Origin of the sequence: Actinomyces oris (genome assembly GCF_006546825.1) — a bacterium.
Lineage (GTDB): Bacteria > Actinomycetota > Actinomycetes > Actinomycetales > Actinomycetaceae > Actinomyces > Actinomyces oris.
In genome coordinates, this window is sequence record NZ_VICC01000002.1 from 69989 (window position 1) to 88859 (window position 18871).

Sequence of the window (18871 nt, forward strand, 5' to 3'; positions counted from 1 at the left end):
CCTGGGAAACGGCTTTCTAGTGGCGCAGGCACCCCGGTCCAAGAAGGGCCTTGATGTCGGAGTAGAAGGCGGGCGAGGCCTCCACCCGTAGCGAGGCGTCCAGCTGGGTACGCACCTCGCGCCCCGGGCTGGTCAGCGTCAGACGGACCGTCGAGCCACCCGGGTGCTTGGTGAGCACGTCCTTGAACTGCTCCACCAGAGGCCCGGTGCACCGGTTGGTGGGAAGGGTGATGAGGACCGCCTCGTGGGCGGCGCTGGAGATGTCCGGGATCGTCATCTCCTGGGCGTAGAGGGCGACCTGCCCGTCACGCCGGTTGAGACGTCCGCGCACCGTGACCACCGTGTCCGGGGCCAGCATGGTGGAGACGGTCTGATAGGTCTGGGGGAAGAAGAGCACCTCGATGCTTCCGGCCAGGTCCTCGACCTGGGCGATGGCCCACAGGTTGCCCTGCTTGGTGGTCTTGCGGGTCAGGGAGGTGATGAGCCCGGCGATGGTGACCATGGCGCCGTCGGGCAGCTCATCGTTCTCGTGGAGCTCGGAGATCTCCCTGTCCGCGAGCTTGCCCAGCAGCCCCTCCAGGCCCATGAGGGGGTGGTCGGAGACGTAGAGGCCCAGCATGTCGCGCTCGTAGGCGAGCTTGTCCTTCTTGTCCCACTCCGGCAGGTTGGGAACGTCGGAGGAGAAGACCGGGCCGTTGCCGAAGGGTGAGTCGTCGGCGTCGTCGGACCCACCCATGAGGGAGGCGAAGAGGTCGAACTGGCCGGCGGCCTCGTTGCGCTTGACGCCGATGACCTCATCGACGAGGTCCTCGTGGCAGGCCTGCAGGGAGCGCCGGGTGTGCCCCAGGGAGTCGAAGGCCCCGGCCTTGATGAGAGAGTCGATGGTGCGCTTGTTGCACACGACCGCGGGAACCTTGTCGAGGAAGTCCTCGAAGGAGGTGAACTCGCCCTTGTCCTCCCTGGCGGCCACGATCGCGTCGACGACGTTGATGCCGACGTTGCGCACTGCGGACAGCCCGAAGCGCACATCCTCACCGACCGCGGAGAACTGGGCCCGCGAGGCGTTGACATCCGGGGGCAGGACGGTGATGCCCATGTGGCGGCACTCCCCCAGGTAGACGGCCAGCTTGTCCTTGTTGTCCTTCTGGCTGGTGAGCAGGGCGGCCATGTACTCGGTCGGATAGTGCGCCTTGAGGTAGGCCGTCCAGTAGGACACGACGCCGTAGGCGGCCGAGTGGGCCTTGTTGAAGGCGTACTTGGCGAAGGGGACGACGACGTCCCACAGAGTCTTGACGCTCTCCTTGGAGAAGCCGGACTGAACCATCCCGGCCTCGAACTCGACGAACATCTTGGCCAGAATGTCCATCTTCTTCTTACCCATGGCCTTGCGCAGCGCGTCGGCCTTGCCCATGGAGAATCCCGCCAGGTCGGTGGCGATCTTCATGACCTGCTCCTGGTAGACGATGAGACCGTGCGTGGTCCCCAGGATCGGGTCGAGGGCCTCCTTGAGCTCGGGGTGGATCGGGATGACCTCCTGCAGGCCGTTCTTGCGCAGCGCGTAGTTGGTGTGGGACTCCGCCCCCATGGGGCCGGGCCGGTAGAGGGCGCCGACGGCGGAGATGTCCTCGAAGTTGTCCGGCTTCATCAGGCGCAGCAGCGTACGCATTCCCCCGCCGTCGAGCTGGAAGACGCCCAGGGTCTCACCGCGTGAGAGCAGCTCGTAGGTGGCGCGGTCGTCGAGCTCGACGTGGTCGATGTCCAGGGCCGGCTTGCCGTTGGCGACAATGTTCTCCAGGGCGTCGGAGATGACCGTGAGGTTGCGCAGTCCCAGGAAGTCCATCTTGAGCAGGCCCAGGTGCTCGCAGGTGGGGTAGTCGAACTGGGTGATGACGGCGCCGTCCTGCAGGCGCTGCATCATGGGGATGATGTCGGTCAGCGTGGCTGAGGACATGATGACGGCGCAGGCGTGGACGCCCCACTGACGGGTCATGCCCTCCAGCCCCTTGGCCAGCTCGACGATCTTCTGGGCGTCGGGGTCCTCGGCGTGGAGCTTGCGGAACTCCTCGGCCTCGCCGTAGCGCTCGTCGGCAGGGTTGAAGATGCCCTTGATGGAGATGTCCTTGCCCTGGACGGACGGGGGCATGGCCTTGGTGAGCCGGTCGCCAACGGCGTAGGGGTAGCCCATGACACGACTGGAGTCCTTCAAGGACTGCTTGGCCTTGATGACGCCGTAGGTGACCACCTGGCTGATGCGGTCGGCGCCGTACTTCTCACGCACGTACTCAATGACCTCGTCGCGCCGACGCTCGTCGAAGTCGACATCGATATCGGGCATGGAGATGCGCTCGGGATTGAGGAAGCGCTCGAAGATGAGCCCGTGGCGCAGCGGGTTGAGCTCGGTGATGCCCATGGCGTAGGCAACCATGGAGCCGGCTCCCGATCCACGCCCCGGCCCGACCCGGATGCCGTGGGCCTTGGCCCAGTTGATGTAGTCGGCCACGACGAGGAAGTAGCCGGGGAACCCCATCTGGGTGATGACGCTGATCTCGTACTCGGCCTGCTTGCGGCAGTCCTCGGGGATGTCGCCGTTGAACCGGCGGTCCATGCCGCGCCAGCACTCCTTGATGAACCAGGACTCGTCGGTCTCCCCCTCGGGGACGGGGAAGGCCGGCATATATGAGGCCCCCTCGTCCACGGTACGGAAGTGCACGTCGCACTGCTCAGCCACGAGCAGGGTGTTGTCGCAGGCCTCGGGCATCTCGGAGAAGAGGCGGCGCATCTCGGCGCCGGGGCGCAGGTAGTAGGTGTCACCGTCGAACTTGAAGCGATCAGGATCGGAGAGCACGGAGCCGGAGTTGATGCACAGCATCGCGTCCTGGATGGTGCGGTCCTCGGGGCGCACGTAGTGGGAGTCGTTGGTGGCCAGCAGCGGGGCCCCGATCTCCTTGGCGATGCGCAGCAGATCCTTGGTGACGCGCTGCTCGATCTCCAGGCCGTGGTCCATGAGCTCGACGTAGAAGAACTCCTTGCCGAAGATGTCCTGCAGCTCCCCGGCGACACGCAGGGCCTCGTCCCACTGGCCCAGGCGCAGGCGGGTCTGGACCTCCGAGGAGGGGCAGCCGGTGGAGCCGATGAGGCCGCTCGCGTAGCGCGAGAGCAGCTCGCGGTCGATGCGCGGCGCCTTGCCCCACTGGCCCTCCAGGGAGGCGAAGGAGTCCATGCGCATGAGGTTGTGCAGGCCCTCGTTGTTGCGTGAGAGCAGCGTCATGTGCGTGTAGGAGCCGCGGGCGGAGACGTCGTCGCTCCGCTGGGACTCATCGCCCCAGAAGACCCGGGTCTTGTCGAAGCGGGAGGTGCCCGGAGTCATGTACGCCTCGACCCCGATGATCGGCTTGATACCGGCGGCCGTGGCGGCCGCGTAGAACTCGTAGGCTCCGAACATGTAGCCGTGGTCGGTGATCGCCAGGGCGGGCTGGCCCAGCCGCTTGGCCTCGGCCACGTAGTCCTTGATCTTCCCGGCGCCGTCCAGCATGGAGTAGTCGGTGTGGACGTGGAGGTGGACGAAGTCGTCCTTGGGGGCTGCTTCTTCCTGACTGCTCATCTCCGCCATGGCCCCATCCTAGGCCCGCCCGGCACCATGTCTCCTGGAGGGGCCCAGCGCGCTCCAGCGCGAAGGCAGGGCCTTGCCCAGGCATGACAGGACACCGCCGAGGTAGTGGCTAAGCCGGGGGAGAAATCCTCTGCTGGGCGGCGTCCTTCCCACCGCCTCCGAGAGGGGCTTCGGGCTCAGGCGCCCGCCCGGGCGGCGGCCTCTCGCGGAGCCAGAACGCTGAGCGCAAGGTCGAGCACGGGGGTGGGAACACCCGCCTCGTCTCCGGCGCGGCACAGGGCACCGAGCTGGGCGTCGAGCTCGCTGGGCAGGCCTGAGGCGATGTCCCGCTGCATCGATGTGGTGGCTCCGGCCGGCTGAGCGTCAGCCATGCGCAGGGCCGCAGCGACCGGGTCGGGGGCGTCGTCGGTGGCCAGGTCGTGGCCCAGTGCCGAGGCAACGGCGACGACCTCGCCCACGGCCCGGGTGAAGGCGTCTCTCAGATCGCTGCGCAGGACGCCGATGGGTGCGTTCGTGGCGGCGCCGAGGGAACCCTGGACGACGACGAAGGAGACCTTGCGCCACAGCTCGGCCCAGATGGAGTCCGGGATCCAGGCCCGGATTCCGGCCGCCTCCAGGGCCTGGACGGCGGCGGCGCTGCGAGCGGTGGCGGAGCCGTCCCACTCCCCCAGGGCCAAGGAGCCGGCACCGCCGATGGTGCGGACCTCTCCGGGCGAGGCGACGGCGGAGTAGACCCGGGCGACCCCGGGCAGGACGTGCTCCTTTCCGACGGCGTCGGCGAGCAGTCCGGGCGCACTGATCCCGTTCTGGGTGGAGACGACACCGGTGTCGGGGCCGGTCAGGGCTCTGAGCGCAGGGGCCAGCGGCGCCAGCGCATCGACCTTCGTGGTGACCAGGACCAGGTCAGGCTCACCGCCCAGGGCGTCGTTGAGAGCCTGCGGATCCTCACTGGCCAGGGGCGTCTCGATGCGGGCGGTCACGGTACCGGGCTCACCCTCGGAGCAGTCACGCAGCGTCAGCCCGCCCGAGCGCAGAGCTGCCAGGGTGCGATCGTGAACCAGGAAGCCGACCTGCTGGCCGCTCGCGGCCAGACGGGCGCCGAGCCATCCTCCGATGCCCCCGGCACCGATGACAACGATCCTCATGAGTCTCTCCTCTCAATCCCGCTGCTGCGCGCACAAGCACGTACACCCAGGTGTCAGCGACCGGCCTAGGCGGTACGGCCGGAACTGTCCTCGGTGCTGATGCTGCTGACGATGCGGGCCATGTCCTGGTGCCAGATACCGGCGTCGAGGTAGCGGTGACCGTTCAGGACCCGGTATCCGCAGTGCTCATAGAAGCCCATGGCTTGCTCCTGAGCTGAGAGAACCACCTCCACACGGGGCCGGCCGGAGTGGCTCAGTGCAGTCTGCTCGAGGGCAGCGACGATGCGGGCACCCAGCCCCGTACCGCGCACGATGCTCCGTACAGCCAAGCGGCCTAGATGGACCCGACCGGGGTGTTCGGGCTCCATCAGGAGACGTCCGGCGCCCAGGGGTGTTCCGTCAGCTCCACTGGCCAGGAGATGGATCGTGGTCGGCTCCTCGTCGCGGGCGTCGATCTCCTGGGCGAGGGGAACCGCCTGCTCAACAACGAAGACCTCAAGACGAACGTCGGCAACGGACCTGCGGAGCCGGTCGGCCTCGGGGCCCGTCTCATCGCCACAGGCGGTTGCGAAGCCAATGGGTTCGTGGACGGCGGTGGCCGGGCGGATCTCGAGGGTGGGAGTCTCCGAGACCGCCTCATCAGCGCTCGGCCTCGTCGTCGGGGCCATGGTCGAGCGACGCAGGCGATCAGTCACTGTTCTCATTCACCTCCACGGAGAGCCTGTTCACGGCAGGCGCAAGACGTCGAGGGCATGGACGAGGTCGTCGGGGTAGTCAGAGGTGAAGACCATGTGCTCACCGGTGATGGGGTGGGCGATGCCGAGCTCGCGGGCGTGGAGCCACTGGCGGATCAGACCGGTGCGTGCGCTCATGACCGGGTCGGCGCCGTAGGTGGCGTCTCCGACGCAGGGGTGGCCGACGGCGGCCATGTGGACGCGGATCTGGTGGGTGCGCCCGGTCTCAAGGTGGATCTCGGCCAGGCAGGCCCCGGGCATCGCCTCGATGACGTCGTAGTGGGTGATGGACTCCCGCCCGCCCTCGATGATGGCCATCTTCCACTCTCGGCTGGGGTGACGGCCGATGGGGGCGTCAATGGTGCCGCTGGAGGGATCGAGGTGGCCCTGAACCAGGGCGTGGTACACCTTGTCCACCGTGTGCTCCCGGAAGGCGCGTTTGAGCACCGAGTAGGCCCGCTCCCCCTTGGCCACGATCATGACGCCCGAGGTGCCCACGTCCAGGCGCGAGACGATGCCCTGGCGCTCGGCGGCGCCGGAGGTGGCCACTCGCACGTGCATGGCCTTCAGGGCGCCGAGGACGTCGGGGCCGTCCCACCCCATGGAGGGGTGCGCGGCCACGCCCGCGGGCTTGTCGACGACGACGATGTCCTCGTCCTCGTAGAGCAGCTCCATGCCCTCCACGGGAGTGGCGACCGGTTCGACGGGACGGGGGTCGGGCAGGTCGACCTCGAGGAGCTCGCCCGCGCGCAGACGAGAGGACTTGGCTAGCGTCTCGCCGCCTCGGCGCACCTCTCCGGCCTCACACAGGTCCTCGACCCGGCTGCGGGACAATCCCGTCATCCGGGCCAGCGCGGCATCGACGCGTTCGCCGTCGAAGCCGTCGGGGACGGGCAGCAGGCGCACGCTCATTGCGGCTCCACGGAGGTCGCCTGCGTCGATGCATCCAAGGGCTCCCCCGGCTTGGAGGGCGCCTCGGCGCGATCCTTCCCGCGGGCCCGAACTCCTCGGCGGGTTGAGGAGGGCGATGCGCCGCCGCCTTTCGCCTCCGGGTCGTCTGAGGCGCCGGCACGCGTGCCGTCGATCTCCCAGCCTCCCAGGGACAGGATGATGATGCCCGCGGCGGCCGCCACGATGGCGATGTCGGCGACATTGCCCACGAAGTAGCCGCCGTAGTCGATGAAGTCGATGACGTGGCCGCGCAGGAAGCCTGGCTCGCGCAGAAGGCGGTCGATGAGGTTGCCGACCGCCCCGCCCAGGACCAGGCCGAGGGCCACCGCCCAGGAGCCAGACGCCAGGTTCCGGGAGACACGGATGATGATGGCCACGACGCAGGAGGCGATGAGCGCGAAGATCCACGTCTGCCCTGTGGCGAAGGAGAAGGCGGCGCCCGGGTTGCGCACCAGGACCAGGCCAAGCGCCCGGCCGAACAGCTCCGTGTGCCGACCGTCGGACAGGGCTGAGAGCGCCCACTGCTTGGAGGCCTGGTCCACGACGATGACGATGATCGCCACCAGCCACAGCACGATCACGGGGAGGCGTTTGGATCGTCTCGCGCCCGCTGACCCCTCCTGCGACGTCATGGCCTTATCCATGGCGCTGAAGGGATTGTCCGTGGGCAGCGGGACGGCGCTATCGGCGTGGTCGGCGTTACCGCCGTCAGCGGCATTGCCGGCGGCTTCCTGCGCTAAGGATGCGGGATCGACGTGGTCAGGCATGGGGTTTTCTCGCATTGTGCTCAGAGGAGAACGGGTGACGAATGGGCTGTGTACCCAGCGAAGGGCGGCGACCCGTGCGGGTCGCCGCCCTTCGTAGGAGGCCGTGTCACTGGTGACTGGTGGAGCGGAACCATCCTGATCGGATGGGGACCGTCGTGATGGGGCTCCGTTGGCCACTCCCGAAGGTGCTCACGGGGATGGGCCGGGAGGCGATCACGGCCTGGAGGATCACGACCCCCTGCAGGATCACAGGCTGGAGATGGAGCTCTCGCCGCCGTCCTCGACGTTGGCCAGCAGGTTCTGCAGGTAGCTCTTGAGGCGAGTGCGGTAGTCGGACTCGAAGCGGCGCAGCTCGTCGATCTTGTGCTCGAGGTTGGCACGCTCCTTCTCCAGCTGGGCGAGGGTGCGGTTGCGCTGGTCCTCGGCCTCGCGCACGATCTGCTCACCGGTGGAGCGGGCCTCGGTGACGATGCGCTCGCCCTCGGCCTTGCCGTTGGCGACGTGCTCGTCGTGAAGGCGCTGGGCCAGCTCGAGCATGCCGGAGGCAGCAGCCGGGCCCTGGCCGCCGGTCTCGCCGGCGGAGACGGCCGGCATGGACATGGCAGGCTCCGCCTGAACCGGAGATACGGGGGAAGCGGGTGCGGAGGGGATGGCAGCCCCCTCGCCGAGCTGGGCCACTCGGCGGTTGGCGGCCTCGAGCTTGGCCTTGAGGTCGGCGTTCTCAGCCTCCAGCTGACGCATGGCCTCGACTACCTCGTCGAGGAACTCGTCGACCTCGTCCTGCTCGTAGCCCTCACGGAACTTGGTCGCCTGGAACTTCTTGTTGAGGACGTCGTCTGCTGTCAGCAGCGTCATGGGTCGTCACCTCGGTGTCGTTACGGATAAGGTCACGAGCACCGGGCATCCGGTCACTCATGCGGACAGAGTACCTGAACTCGAGGTTCAGGCCACATCAAGCGCGCTATCTCACGCTGACGTGAGAACAGCACTCTAGCGGTTCGCTCGCAACTTCACACCTGTTCAGATGAGAAGCCCGAGGAACCACTGGATGATCCAGATCCCGAAGACCAGGACCAGGAAGCTCAGGTCGATACCGACCCCTCCCAGGCGTGCCATGGGAACCCTCCGACGGATCACTCGCAGAGGAGGATCCGTCAGAGCGTAGACAAGGTTGGCCAACACCAAGACGACCCCCTGGGGACGCCACTGGCGGGCGAATACCTGAATCCAGTCGAGCACGACCCTGACCAGGAGGATGAGGAAGTACAGGCTCAGAATGCTCGACAGGATCCCGGCTACCGCAGAGACGAGGTTCACGTACGAGTCAGCTCAGCTCTGGTTGAAGAAGCGGCCGCGGGCCTCGGCGACCTCGCCGCCGTCGATCTCCACGCTGGCCGGAGTCAGCAGGAACACGCGCGGAGTGACACGCTCGATGGCACCGTGCAGCCCGAAGACCAGACCGGCGGAGAAGTCCACCATGCGACGCGCGTCGGACTCGCTCATGCCGGTGAGGTTGATGATGACGGGGACGCCGTCACGGAAGGACTCGCCGATGATCCTGGCCTCGTTGTAGGTCGAGGGGTGGACCGTGACGATGCGGCGAAGGTCGGGGGCGGCGGCAACGGGTTCGGGCGCGGCCGGGGCGGAGAAGTCCTCGTACCCCTCGTCAACGAAGTCCTGCTCGTGCTCCTGCACGGCGTAACCGGCATCGGCAGCCTCGTAGCTGTCCTCGTAGGTCTCTTCCTCCGGCTCCGAGTAGCCGAGGAAACTGGTCATACTGCGCAGCGCGCCCATTTATCGCTCCTTGGTTCGTCCGGTCCCCTGCGTTCCGGATGTGCTGCGACGGTATCCGTCCCCGTGACACCGCACGGGGACCTCACCTCGGCGTGTCCCCCACCTCAGGTTTCAGGAAGGTCACGCCCAGGAGTTACTCAGCAGGCGGTCCTTATCGCGGAACTCCAATGCCTGCCAGACGTCCAGTCACTCCGTCACGGCGGTAGGAGAAGAAGCGAGGGTCCTCGTAGGTGCACCACTGACCAGCGCTGATGTGACCAACACCGGCGCGCTCGAGCTGGGCGAGGACCCCTGCCGCAACGTCAAGGCCGGGCGTCCCCCACGATGTGCGCGAGGCGCACGCCGGTTCGCGCTGCGCGGACAGGGCAAGCATCTCCTCGGGGACCTCGTAGCAGGAACCGCAGATCGACGGCCCCACGGCGGCCCACAGATCCACCGGTTCCACTCCGCTGCGCCGAAGGAAGTCGATGGTGGCGGGGACGACGCCGTCGAGCATGCCTCGCCGACCGGCGTGCACGGCGGCCGTCAGAGCTCCGTCCCGGGACGCGAGCAGGACGGGGACGCAGTCGGCCACGAGAACGCAGCAGCCTGCAGGAGCCCCGCCCGTCCGAGAGTCCAGGACGAGGGCGTCCGCAGTGGGAACGTCACCGGCCTGAGCCGTGGCCACGACGGCGGAGTGAACCTGGTTCATCCAGGCCAGGTGGCGCCCCTGCTCGAGCCCGAGCAGCTCCTCGAGCCGACGACGATGACAATGAACACGTTGCGAGTCGTCCCCGACGTGGAGCGCCAGGTTCCACCCGTCATATGCGGCCCCTTCCTCGCGCTCCGCACCCCGGTCCTGAGCGCCGCCACCCGGGGCCGAGACGGGACGGGTCCGCAGGCCGCGGGTGGTGAAGAACCCACGAGCCCGCGGACCCAGATCCACCTCGATCAGATCCGAGGCCTCAACGGCGGTGGTATCGCACATGTTGCCGCGCCCCCGGACAGCGATGCCGCTCAGCGCAGGAAGTCGGGCAGGTCGATGCCGTCATCGTCGGCGTCGACCCCGATCACCTGAGGAACCTCAAGATCGGAGACCGAGTGCTGCTGCGCCGGCACCGAGCCGTAGGAGCCGTAGGACTCATCCACATAGGCCGGCATGCTTCCTGAGGAGAGGGCCTCAGCCGCACTGACCTCCGACAGGTGCGCCGCGGCCGCCGGGGAGGAGGAGGGCGGCGGAGCCAGCGGGACCGGACGAGTCACCGGGTTCTGGGCGGCATGGGCGCCACCACGAGGAGCCGGGGCCGGGGGCAGGTCGTCGACCGGGGAGGAGGGCACTGGCGGCACCGCGGCGGCGCGCGAGAGTCGAGTCATCGGGTCGGCCAGGCCACCAACGACCGGCTCGGAGTCGAAGCCGGCGGCGATGACCGTCACCCGCACCTCGTCTCCCAGGGCACCGTCGACCACGTTTCCGACGATGATGTTGGCCTCGGGGTGGACGGCCTCGCGCACCAGGTTCGCGGCCTCGTTCATCTCGAACAGACCCAGGTCGGAACCGCCCTGGAAGAAGAGCAGCACGCCGTGGGCGCCGTCGATCGAGGTCTCCAGCAGCGGCGAGGCGATGGCCTCCTCGGTGGCCGTGATCGCGCGCCCCTCACCGGTGGCCGAGCCGATACCCATGAGCGCGCTGCCGGCGCCCTGCATGACGGACTTGACGTCGTTGAAGTCGACGTTGATGAGACCGGGGGTCGTGATGAGCTCGGTAATGCCCTGGACACCCTGAAGAAGAACCTGGTCGGCCTGCTTGAAGGCGTCAACGACGGAGATGTTCTTGTCGGCGATCTGCAGGAGGCGGTCATTGGGGATGACGATGAGGGTGTCGACTTCCTCGCGCAGCGCCTGGACGCCGTCCTCGGCCTGGGCCGAGCGGCGGCGTCCCTCGAAGGAGAAGGGACGGGTGACCACACCGATGGTCAGCGCGCCGATGCTCTTGGCCAGACGGGCGACGACGGGGGCTGCACCGGTGCCGGTACCGCCTCCCTCGCCCGCGGTGACGAAGACCATGTCCGAGCCGTCGAGAGCCTCGCGGATCTCGGACTCGTGGTCCTCGGCGGCCTTGCGGCCGATCGCCGGGTCGGCCCCCGCTCCCAGCCCTCGAGTCAGGTCCCGCCCGACGTCGAGCTTGACGTCAGCGTCGGACATGAGCAGCGCCTGGGCGTCGGTGTTCACGGCGATGAACTCCACGCCACGCAGATCGGCCTCGATCATGCGGTTGACGGCGTTGACACCGCCGCCGCCGACACCGACGACCTTGATCTCTGCCTGGTAGTGCTGTGAGTCGTCCACAGCCATGCTCTCGACCACTGGCGTCCCCTCCGCGAGTTTCGTCATGAGCCCTCTGACGAGGACTCCCCTCAAACCTCAACCTCAAGTTAAGGTCAATACTTATGTCATTCTCTGAACGACGGGCTTAACGCTATGAGACATCCAGGACGTCGCATCGCATTGAAGCCCGGCGTGTTCGTGTGCAGTTGCCTGCGGATTCCCTGCTATATCACTGCAATTTACCTGCGATGAACCTGAAGGTTTACGGGGGCATGCTGCTGCGTGCCCCGCTGTTCCTGGAGATGCCGCGCAGCGTCGGAGCGCAGCAGCCGTTCAGGACGTCGGCGATGGTGCCACGGGGGTCGCACCGGCGCTGTCAGCGGATCGTGTGGTGGGGCGATGCGGCGAGGAGACGTCGTAGATGGAGGCGGTGGTGGTCATGAGAGTCGCCAGGACGCGTGCCTTGAGCGCGTTGTCCTGGTTGTTGCCCCAGACCACGCTGGCCCCGCTGGACAGGGTCAGTGTGACCTGCCCCGCTTCAGTGGCGCTGCCGCTGCTCACCTGGGCCAGGGTCTCCGGCGTGAGGGAACCCACCACCTGGGTGACGGCGGCGACCTGCTTGGCGGAGATTCTCTGTGGCCCCGATGCCTGCGCGGCCGGATCGGGCACGATGTTCACCAAGCCCGACGGCGGCTCGGAGACCCGCTCGAGGACCACGGCCTCGTTGTCGAGGACCTGGTAGCCGTCCGAGTCCTGCACGGTGGCCACCGGCACGCGCATGGTCAGGTGCACCCGCAGCCCGTGGGGCCAGGCCCTGGTCACCTGCGCCCGGCGCACCCGGACCAGCTTGTCACTGACCTGGGTGGAGAGCCGGCCGGTGTCGAGCCGCAGCAACGAGTCGCCCTCGTAGGCGGCCAGAACCTCGCGGACCTGCTGGTCTGAGACGCTGCCGTCCGAACCCGCCACGGAGATCCTCCGGGCCTGCAGACCCAGGAGGGGTGAGAAGGCCAGGGCCCAGACCGCCACGACGATGGCGACCACCACGACGGCGGCCCTCACCGCCCGTCGCAGCCGCAACCGGCGCACGGCGGCCTGACGCTCCTTGAGCCGATCGGCCAGTCCCGTGGAGACGACCCGGTCGTCTCCACGGGAAAGAGCCACCTGCCTGCGGCCGAAGACGGTCAGCTCGGTGCTCGCCGCCGCGTCGGGGCTGGAGGACTCCTGGCGGAGGCTGGTGCGGCCGGCGCCCTCGCCACCGCGCCGCGGAGCCGGCGAGGAGCTGGACGCGCCCCTCGACGTCGACGGACGCCTGGGTCGCGAGGCCGACCCGGCGCCACCGCTCGGCTCCTTGGGGGTCCTGGGGGCCGAAGCGCTCCGGGGCCGCTTGGCGGGGGCCGCCGGCCCGGCCTGCTCGGTACCGTGATGCGCCGACGGGGCGCTCGGCGCGGATGGTCCCTGCGCCGAGCGGGAAGGACGCGGACGCCTGGGGCCGGAGCGGCGCGGCGGGATGCTGGCCGGGGCGTCCTGAGCGCGGTTGGAGCGCTCGGGGCGGGGGGCCGAGGGCTTCCTCATGCCCGCTCGTCCCGGTCCGCGGGCGAGGGGGCTGCACCGCCCTCGCGTGCCGCCAGGTCGCCCAGTACCGTGCCGGCGAGTTCGGTGACGTCTCCGGCACCGACTGTCAGCAGCAGGTCGCCAGGGCGCGCCAAGTCGGCCACCGCGTGGGCGGCATCGAGGCGCTCGGCGACGAACCTGGCGGTGCCACCGGGGACGCGCTGGGCGACCGTGTCCCCGGTGATGTCGGGGAAGTCCGCCTGAGTCTCCCTGGCGGGGTAGACGTCGGTGACGACAACGGCGTCGGCCAGGGCCAGCGCCTGTCCGAAGCGGTCGGCGAAGGCCCGGGTGCGGGAGAACAGGTGCGGCTGGAACAGGACCAGGACCCGACCGCCGCGCTCCTGGGCCACGCCCCGCGCCGTGCGCAGCAGTGCCTCGATCTCCGTGGGGTGGTGGGCGTAGTCGTCGATGACGCGCACACCGTCGGCCTCGCCCCGGTCCTCGAAGCGCCGACCCGTCCCCCCGAATGCACCCAGTGCCCGGGCCATCAGGGCCGGTTCGACGCCGAGCTCGATGCCCGCGGCCCAGGCTCCGGCGGCGTCGAGGGCCACGTGGTCCCCGGGTACGGCCAGCACCAGCTCGACCGGACCGTGATGCGGCTCCTCGCCCGTGCCGCCGGCGGGCTCGCTGCCGGTCGCCGTGGTGAGGGTCAGCAGTCCCCGAGTGGATGAGGCCCCCCGTTCCTGGATGTCCAGGTGGACGTGCCCCTCCCCCACGAGTACTCCGCCGGGGAGGGTGTCGGGGCCTGCGAAGGAGTAGGTGACGACACGCAGGCCCTCGGCGGCAGCGGACTGCGCCAGGCGCAGTGCGCCGGCGTCGGCGGCGCAGGCGACCAGCAGGCCCCCGGGCACCAGCCGGTGAGCGAAGTCGACGAATGCCGTCTCGAAGGCCTCCGCGGTGCCGTAGCTGTCGAGGTGGTCGGGCTCGACGTTGGTGACGATCTCCACACGCGGGGTGTAGTTGAGGAAGGATCGGTCGGACTCATCGGCCTCGGCGACCAGGGCGGGGCCGCTGCCCAGGTGGGCCCCGGTACCCAGGGCCCGCACAACCCCGCCGATGGCGAAGGAGGGGTCGGCTCCGGCCTCCGTGAGGGCCTCGGCGAGCATGCCCGAGGTCGTGGTCTTGCCGTGCGCACCCGCCACGGCGACGAAGTCCAGGCCCCGAGCGGCCAGCGCCAGCGCCTGGGACCGGTGGATGACGTCCTGGCCCCGCCGGCGAGCCTCGGCGAGCTCGGGGTTGGTCTCCTTGATCGCGGTGGAGACCACAACAGTGCTCCGCTCGGGCACATTCGCGGCGTCGTGCCCCAGGTGGGTCGTGATGCCCAGATCGGCCAGGTGGTCGAAGGCGGGACCCCCGTGGGCGTCGGAGCCGGAGACCTGGGCGCCGCGGGCCGCGAGCAGCTGAGCGACCACGCTCATCCCCGCTCCCCCGATGCCGATGAGGTGGAAGGCCCGGTCTGCCAGAGTGCAGTGGTCACCGTCGGTCGATCGGTGCGACGTGTGGGAGGCGTCCTGGGATGTTGTGGCGGTCATGCCGCATTCTCCTCGTCAGTGGGAGTGTCGTCGATGGAGGCGCACTGCCGGATGAGGGCGGCCAGGCGGGCCGCCGCATCCTGGACGCCGGTGGAGGCCGCAGCCCGGGCCATGGCGGCCTGTCGCTCAGGGTCGGAGATGAGCATGGCGAAGTCAAGGATGTCCGAGGGCTTGAGCTCGGCGTCGAGCACCATGCGCCCGCCTCCGGAGGCCAGGACGTCAGCGGCGTTGAGACGCTGCTCGCCGTTGCCGATCGGCAAGGGGACGTAGAGCGCTGGAAGCCCCAGGGCCGTGATCTCTGCGACGGTACCGGCACCGGAGCGGCACAAGACCCCGTCGGCGCAGGCATAGGCCTGTTCCATCGTGGTCAGGTAGTCGAGCACGTGGTACCGCTCAGCGAGGTCCTGCGCAGCACCCGAGGCCACTGCCGCCTCGAGGGCGGCGCGCACCGGGGCGTCCTTGTCCTTACCGGTCAGGTGCAGCACCTGCAGGCCGGTTGGCAGGGAGTGCAGAGACTCGCTCAGGACCTCGTTGAGGTGCTGGGCCCCCAGAGATCCGCCCGTCACCAGCAGCGTGGGCAGGTCGGGGTCAAGTCCCAGCGCCTGAGCGCCCTCGACGCGGGCCTGGCGGGTCCCCTCGTCCGTGGCACGCTGCGCGACCAGGGTGGCGATGGCCGGGCGCAGCGGCAGTCCTGTGACCTCGGTGCAGCCCTTGGAGGCCTTGAGACGGGTCGAGGCGAAGGTCAGGGCGACGGCCTGGGCCCAGGAGGCGCCCAGCCGGTTGGCCAGGCCTGGGCGGGCGTTCTGCTCATGGATGACGACCGGAACCCCGGCCTTCCTGGCGGCCAGGTAGGCGGGGGTCGACACGTAGCCGCCGAAGCCGACGACGACGTCGGCCTTGACCCTCTCAATGGCCTCAGTAGCCGCGCTGATCGCCTTGCCCAGCCGGTGCGGCAGACGCAGCAGGTCACCGCTGGGGCGCCGCGGCAGAGGGACTCTGGGGACCAGGGCCAGCTCCAGGCCGGCCTCGGGCACGAGCCGCTTCTCCAGTCCCTCGGCGGTCCCCAGGACGAGAATCTGCGTGCCGGGGTCACCGCCCAGGGCCGGGTCCCGCAGGGCCGCAGCCGTGGCCAGCAACGGGTTGACGTGGCCGGCGGTGCCCCCGCCGGCCAGCAGCACCCGCAACGGCCGGGGCCGCTCCGAGCCGCTGGGACGCTCCTGCTGGGGCGAGCCTGCGCTCTCACTTGTCTCGGGCACGGTTCCTCCTAGGGACAATGACTGCCAGGGAACGACGCAGCGCCCCGGGACTCGTGGACAGGGCCTCCTGCGCACCGGGTTCGTGGCGCGCGAAGGCCAGAAGCACCCCGATGGCCAGGAGGACCGACACCAGTGCGGTGCCTCCACGGCTGACGAGGGGAAGCGGGACGCCCAGCACCGGCAGCGCACCGGTGACGACCCCCATGTTGATGATCGCCTGCCCCACGATCCACGCACCGATGGCCGAGGTCGTGGCCACGACGTACAGGGAGGTGTGGCGTCTCATGAGCCGCAGGCAGCAGGCGCCGATGACGGCGAACAGGGCGATGACGACGAGGGTGCCCACCAGCCCGAACTCCTCGCCGAGCACAGCGAAGATGTAGTCGGAGTCCGCCTGGGTGAGGTAGCCCCACTTCTGGCGCGACGATCCCGGCCCCACGCCGAGCCAGCCCCCGGTTCCCAGCGCCCACATCCCGTGCTTGGGCTGGTAGCCCACCCCCATGGGGTCTGCGCCCTCGGGATGGATCCAGGCGGTGATCCGGGCGCGGCGGTTGGCACTGAGCATGGAGGCGGCCGCGAACATGACGATGCCGCCGGCCCCCAGGAAGGCGAACCAGCGCTTGCGCATTCCGCCCACCCACAGGGCCCCGGCGACGATGACGACCAGGATGATGACGGTTCCCAGATCCTGTCCGCCCAGGACGCTCGCGATCGCGACTCCGACACCGCCCCAGCCCGCCACCCACGCCCGGTCCCGGGGGCGCTTGTTCGCGTACCAGGTCACCAGGGTGCCCAGAACCAGGGCGAGGGCCACCTTGATGAACTCCGAGGGCTGGGCGGTACCGACCCCCGGGACCTGGATCCAGTTGCGGTTACCGTAGACGTTGACGCCCACGGGTGTGAACACCAGGCACTGCAGGGCGATCGTCAGCACCAGGAGCCCCCAGGCCATCCTGGGGAACCAGGACAGCGGTATGCGGGAGACCCCCACCATGCCCAGCGTCCCCACCGCGGCGAAGATGAGGTACTTGGCGAAGTCGGTGAAGGCGTTGCCACCGTTGGCGGCCACGGTCACCGACTGCACGGAGAAGACCATGATGAGCCCGAAGGTCTCCAGCACCAGGGTGGACACGAGCAGGCAGTAGTAGGTCAGAGTCACCTGCTCGGCGCTCTGGGTGGAGTCGGACCCGCCGGAGGGACGCCGACGACGCTCCTTAGGGGTGCCCTCGGGCTGAGGGCCCCCGCCGTCCCAAGGTCGTGAGAGCCGCTCGCCCCAGCGCGTCAAGCGCTTGCGCCAGACGTCACCCAGGCGACTGCCCGCTCCCGTGGGCCGGGAGCCGGAGGGCTTCCTGGTCTGTTTGGACGCCGTGGCAGCACCCTTCCCGGGGGCGGCCCGCTCCGGCTTGCGGCCGGCACCGGCCCCCCGCGACGAACCTCCGGGGGCTCGCGAGGAGCCTGACGAGGAGGAGGTCGACGAGCGGGCGTTGGTGGCCGAGGTGGACCCGGTCTTCACAGCTGCTCCTGGTCGCCGGAGACATCCGCGTCCCGGGTGCCATCGCCTCGGGTGTAGGCCTGGGCGCAGGCGGCGAAGAGGTCGCCGCGCTGGGCGTAGGACGTGAACTGGTCCCAGGAGGCGCAGGCCGGGGCCAGCATGACGGTGTCGCCGCTGCGAGCCATGGCGCCGGCGGCTTCCACCGCGGCGGCGCTCACCTGCTCGGCACTGCCGTCGCTGACGCGGGTGACGGGCAGGCCGGGGGCCTCCCGCTCCAGGGCCGCCAGGATGTCGTTCTGGTCCTTGCCGATGACAACGGCGCCGCGCAGGTGGGGGCGCACCGTGCGGACCAGGTTGAAGAACTGGGCGCCCTTGGTGTCGCCGCCGCAGATCCACACTCCGGTCCTCTGCGGCAGGGAGGTCAGTGCGGCCTCGGCGGAGTGCGGGTTGGTGGCCTTCGAGTCGTCAACCCAGGTGACGCCCTCCGCCTCGGCGACGGTGACGATCCGGTGGGCTCCGGGGCTGTAGGCGCGCAGTCCGGCGGCGACCGACTCCGGGTCGGCTCCGGCCGCACGGGCCAGCGCGGCGGCCGCCAGGGCGTCGGCCAGCAGGTGCGCGGGCAGGTTCTGGGCACGCCGCCCGGGGGCCAGGTGCGCCAGGTCGGCGGTGGTGGCCAGCTCGATGCCGCTGGAGCGCCGCTCGGCGTGAAAGGCGCGGTCGACCAGCAGGTCCTCAACCATGCCGACCTGTCCCAACCCCGGCGCGGCCAGGGTGAAGCCGACGGCTCGGCAGCCCTCGACGACGTCGGCCTGGCGGACCATGTCCTCGGTGGCTGCGTCGGCGAGGTTGTAGACGGCGGCGAGCCGGGTGCGGGAGTAGACGCGGGCCTTGTCCTGAGCGTAGGCCTCCAGGCCCCCGTGCCAGTCGAGGTGGTCGGCGGCCAGGTTGAGGCAGGCCGAGGCCAGGGGCGCCAGGGTTCTGGTGGTGTGCAGCTGGAAGCTGGACAGCTCTACGGCCAGGGCGTCGGCACTGCCGGCCAGCACCGCCTCAATGACGGGGGTGCCGATGTTGCCCACGGCCGGAGCCGTGAGCCCCTGGGCCTCAAGGATCGCCGAGAGCATGCTGACCGTGGTGGTCTTGCCGTCCGTTCCGGTCAGAGTCAGCCAAGGCACGTGCGGACGCGCTGAGTCCTGCTGAATCCTCCAGGCCAGCTCGACCTCGCTCCAGGTCTCGATACCCGCCGCCGCAGCGCCTCGCAGGACCGGCCCGGTGGCCGGGACCCCGGGTGAGACGACGAGGAGCCTGGCCGGGGACTGCGCCAGGGCGGCCGCGGTCGCCTCGGCGTCGGCAACCGTGGTGGAGGCCACGGGGGTCTGCAGCATCTCGACGGAGGACTCGCGGCTGTCGAAGACGTGGATGCGGGCACCCAGCGTGGCCAGGGCGTCGACAACGGCGCGCCCGGTGCGCCCCAGGCCGACGACGGCCACGTGGGCGCCGTCGAGCTGGTCGCTCAGGGACCCGCCGGGGCCGGTGACGGCGCTGGACGGTTCACCGGGGACTTCAGTCAGGCTGGTCACGGTGCGGGCTCACGCTCCTGGTTCCTCACTTCTCCTGACGGAGCTTCCGGTAGGAGAAGACTGCTTCAATGGTTCGGGTCGCAGTGGCCCGGGCGTCC

15 protein-coding genes are annotated in these 18871 nt (G+C 69.5%); all 15 read right to left on the bottom strand.

Translation table 11 applies throughout. The features are described from left to right. Positions 1–16: 16 nt before the first annotated feature. On the bottom strand, positions 17–3610 hold the full coding sequence (dnaE, locus tag FK267_RS03285; protein WP_075378313.1) for a DNA polymerase III subunit alpha: 3594 nt from the start codon (positions 3608–3610) through the stop codon (positions 17–19). 176 nt (positions 3611–3786) lie between these two features. Beyond that, positions 3787–4755 (bottom strand): ketopantoate reductase family protein, encoded by a 969-nt coding sequence (locus tag FK267_RS03290; RefSeq protein WP_075378314.1) that lies wholly within the window; start codon positions 4753–4755, stop codon positions 3787–3789. A gap of 65 nt (positions 4756–4820) precedes the next feature. Beyond that, positions 4821–5423, bottom strand: a complete 603-nt coding sequence (locus FK267_RS03295) for a GNAT family N-acetyltransferase (protein WP_141406359.1) — start codon at positions 5421–5423, stop codon at positions 4821–4823. A 57-nt stretch (positions 5424–5480) separates the two neighbouring features. Continuing rightward, positions 5481–6401 carry an RluA family pseudouridine synthase gene (locus FK267_RS03300; RefSeq protein WP_070511262.1) on the bottom strand — a complete coding sequence of 307 codons (921 nt, stop codon included), beginning with the start codon at positions 6399–6401 and terminating at the stop codon, positions 5481–5483. Beyond that, positions 6398–7207 carry a signal peptidase II gene (gene lspA, locus FK267_RS03305; RefSeq protein WP_075378315.1) on the bottom strand — a complete coding sequence of 270 codons (810 nt, stop codon included), beginning with the start codon at positions 7205–7207 and terminating at the stop codon, positions 6398–6400. The genes FK267_RS03300 and lspA overlap by 4 nt, the downstream gene beginning before the upstream one ends. A 246-nt stretch (positions 7208–7453) precedes the next feature. Further along, positions 7454–8062, bottom strand: a complete 609-nt coding sequence (locus FK267_RS03310) for a DivIVA domain-containing protein (protein ID WP_003786267.1) — start codon at positions 8060–8062, stop codon at positions 7454–7456. Positions 8063–8227: 165 nt separating this feature from the next. Continuing rightward, positions 8228–8524 (bottom strand): YggT family protein, encoded by a 297-nt coding sequence (locus FK267_RS03315; RefSeq protein ID WP_003786269.1) that lies wholly within the window; start codon positions 8522–8524, stop codon positions 8228–8230. Positions 8525–8536: 12 nt separating this feature from the next. Then, the gene (locus tag FK267_RS03320; protein WP_003779869.1) at positions 8537–9001 is read right to left on the bottom strand and encodes a cell division protein SepF; all 465 of its coding nucleotides are present in this window, start codon (positions 8999–9001) and stop codon (positions 8537–8539) included. Between the two features lie 151 nt (positions 9002–9152). Further along, entirely contained in the window at positions 9153–9968 is an 816-nt protein-coding gene (locus tag FK267_RS03325; RefSeq protein ID WP_141406306.1) for a purine nucleoside phosphorylase YfiH/LACC1 family protein, read from the bottom strand. A 29-nt stretch (positions 9969–9997) separates the two neighbouring features. Further along, on the bottom strand, positions 9998–11371 hold the full coding sequence (gene ftsZ / locus FK267_RS03330) for a cell division protein FtsZ (protein ID WP_178388634.1): 1374 nt from the start codon (positions 11369–11371) through the stop codon (positions 9998–10000). A 267-nt stretch (positions 11372–11638) separates the two neighbouring features. Beyond that, positions 11639–12877 (bottom strand): cell division protein FtsQ/DivIB, encoded by a 1239-nt coding sequence (locus FK267_RS03335; RefSeq protein ID WP_249039336.1) that lies wholly within the window; start codon positions 12875–12877, stop codon positions 11639–11641. Next, a complete protein-coding gene (gene murC / locus FK267_RS03340) occupies positions 12874–14448 on the bottom strand; it encodes a UDP-N-acetylmuramate--L-alanine ligase (RefSeq protein WP_141406307.1) in 1575 nt (524 codons plus the stop codon). The genes FK267_RS03335 and murC overlap by 4 nt, the downstream gene beginning before the upstream one ends. Then, complete coding sequence (gene murG, locus FK267_RS03345; RefSeq protein WP_075378318.1) at positions 14445–15704, bottom strand: undecaprenyldiphospho-muramoylpentapeptide beta-N-acetylglucosaminyltransferase; 1260 nt, start codon at positions 15702–15704, stop codon at positions 14445–14447. The genes murC and murG overlap by 4 nt, the downstream gene beginning before the upstream one ends. Next, positions 15688–17217 carry an FtsW/RodA/SpoVE family cell cycle protein gene (locus FK267_RS03350; RefSeq protein WP_141406308.1) on the bottom strand — a complete coding sequence of 510 codons (1530 nt, stop codon included), beginning with the start codon at positions 17215–17217 and terminating at the stop codon, positions 15688–15690. Before FK267_RS03350 ends, murG begins: the two co-directional genes overlap by 17 nt. Further along, entirely contained in the window at positions 17214–18773 is a 1560-nt protein-coding gene (gene murD / locus FK267_RS03355) for a UDP-N-acetylmuramoyl-L-alanine--D-glutamate ligase (protein WP_198498141.1), read from the bottom strand. Before murD ends, FK267_RS03350 begins: the two co-directional genes overlap by 4 nt. Positions 18774–18871: the final 98 nt, after the last annotated feature.

Coding starts and splice junctions, on each gene's coding strand:
- FK267_RS03310 (WP_003786267.1), bottom strand. CDS start 8,062: ATGACGCTGCTGACAGCAGACGACGTCCTCAACAAGAAGTTCCAGGCG.
- FK267_RS03300 (WP_070511262.1), bottom strand. CDS start 6,401: ATGAGCGTGCGCCTGCTGCCCGTCCCCGACGGCTTCGACGGCGAACGC.
- lspA (WP_075378315.1), bottom strand. CDS start 7,207: ATGCCTGACCACGTCGATCCCGCATCCTTAGCGCAGGAAGCCGCCGGC.
- murC (WP_141406307.1), bottom strand. CDS start 14,448: ATGACCGCCACAACATCCCAGGACGCCTCCCACACGTCGCACCGATCG.
- FK267_RS03295 (WP_141406359.1), bottom strand. CDS start 5,423: ATGGCCCCGACGACGAGGCCGAGCGCTGATGAGGCGGTCTCGGAGACT.
- FK267_RS03335 (WP_249039336.1), bottom strand. CDS start 12,877: ATGAGGAAGCCCTCGGCCCCCCGCCCCGAGCGCTCCAACCGCGCTCAG.
- ftsZ (WP_178388634.1), bottom strand. CDS start 11,371: ATGACGAAACTCGCGGAGGGGACGCCAGTGGTCGAGAGCATGGCTGTG.
- FK267_RS03325 (WP_141406306.1), bottom strand. CDS start 9,968: ATGTGCGATACCACCGCCGTTGAGGCCTCGGATCTGATCGAGGTGGAT.
- FK267_RS03290 (WP_075378314.1), bottom strand. CDS start 4,755: ATGAGGATCGTTGTCATCGGTGCCGGGGGCATCGGAGGATGGCTCGGC.
- FK267_RS03320 (WP_003779869.1), bottom strand. CDS start 9,001: ATGGGCGCGCTGCGCAGTATGACCAGTTTCCTCGGCTACTCGGAGCCG.
- dnaE (WP_075378313.1), bottom strand. CDS start 3,610: ATGGCGGAGATGAGCAGTCAGGAAGAAGCAGCCCCCAAGGACGACTTC.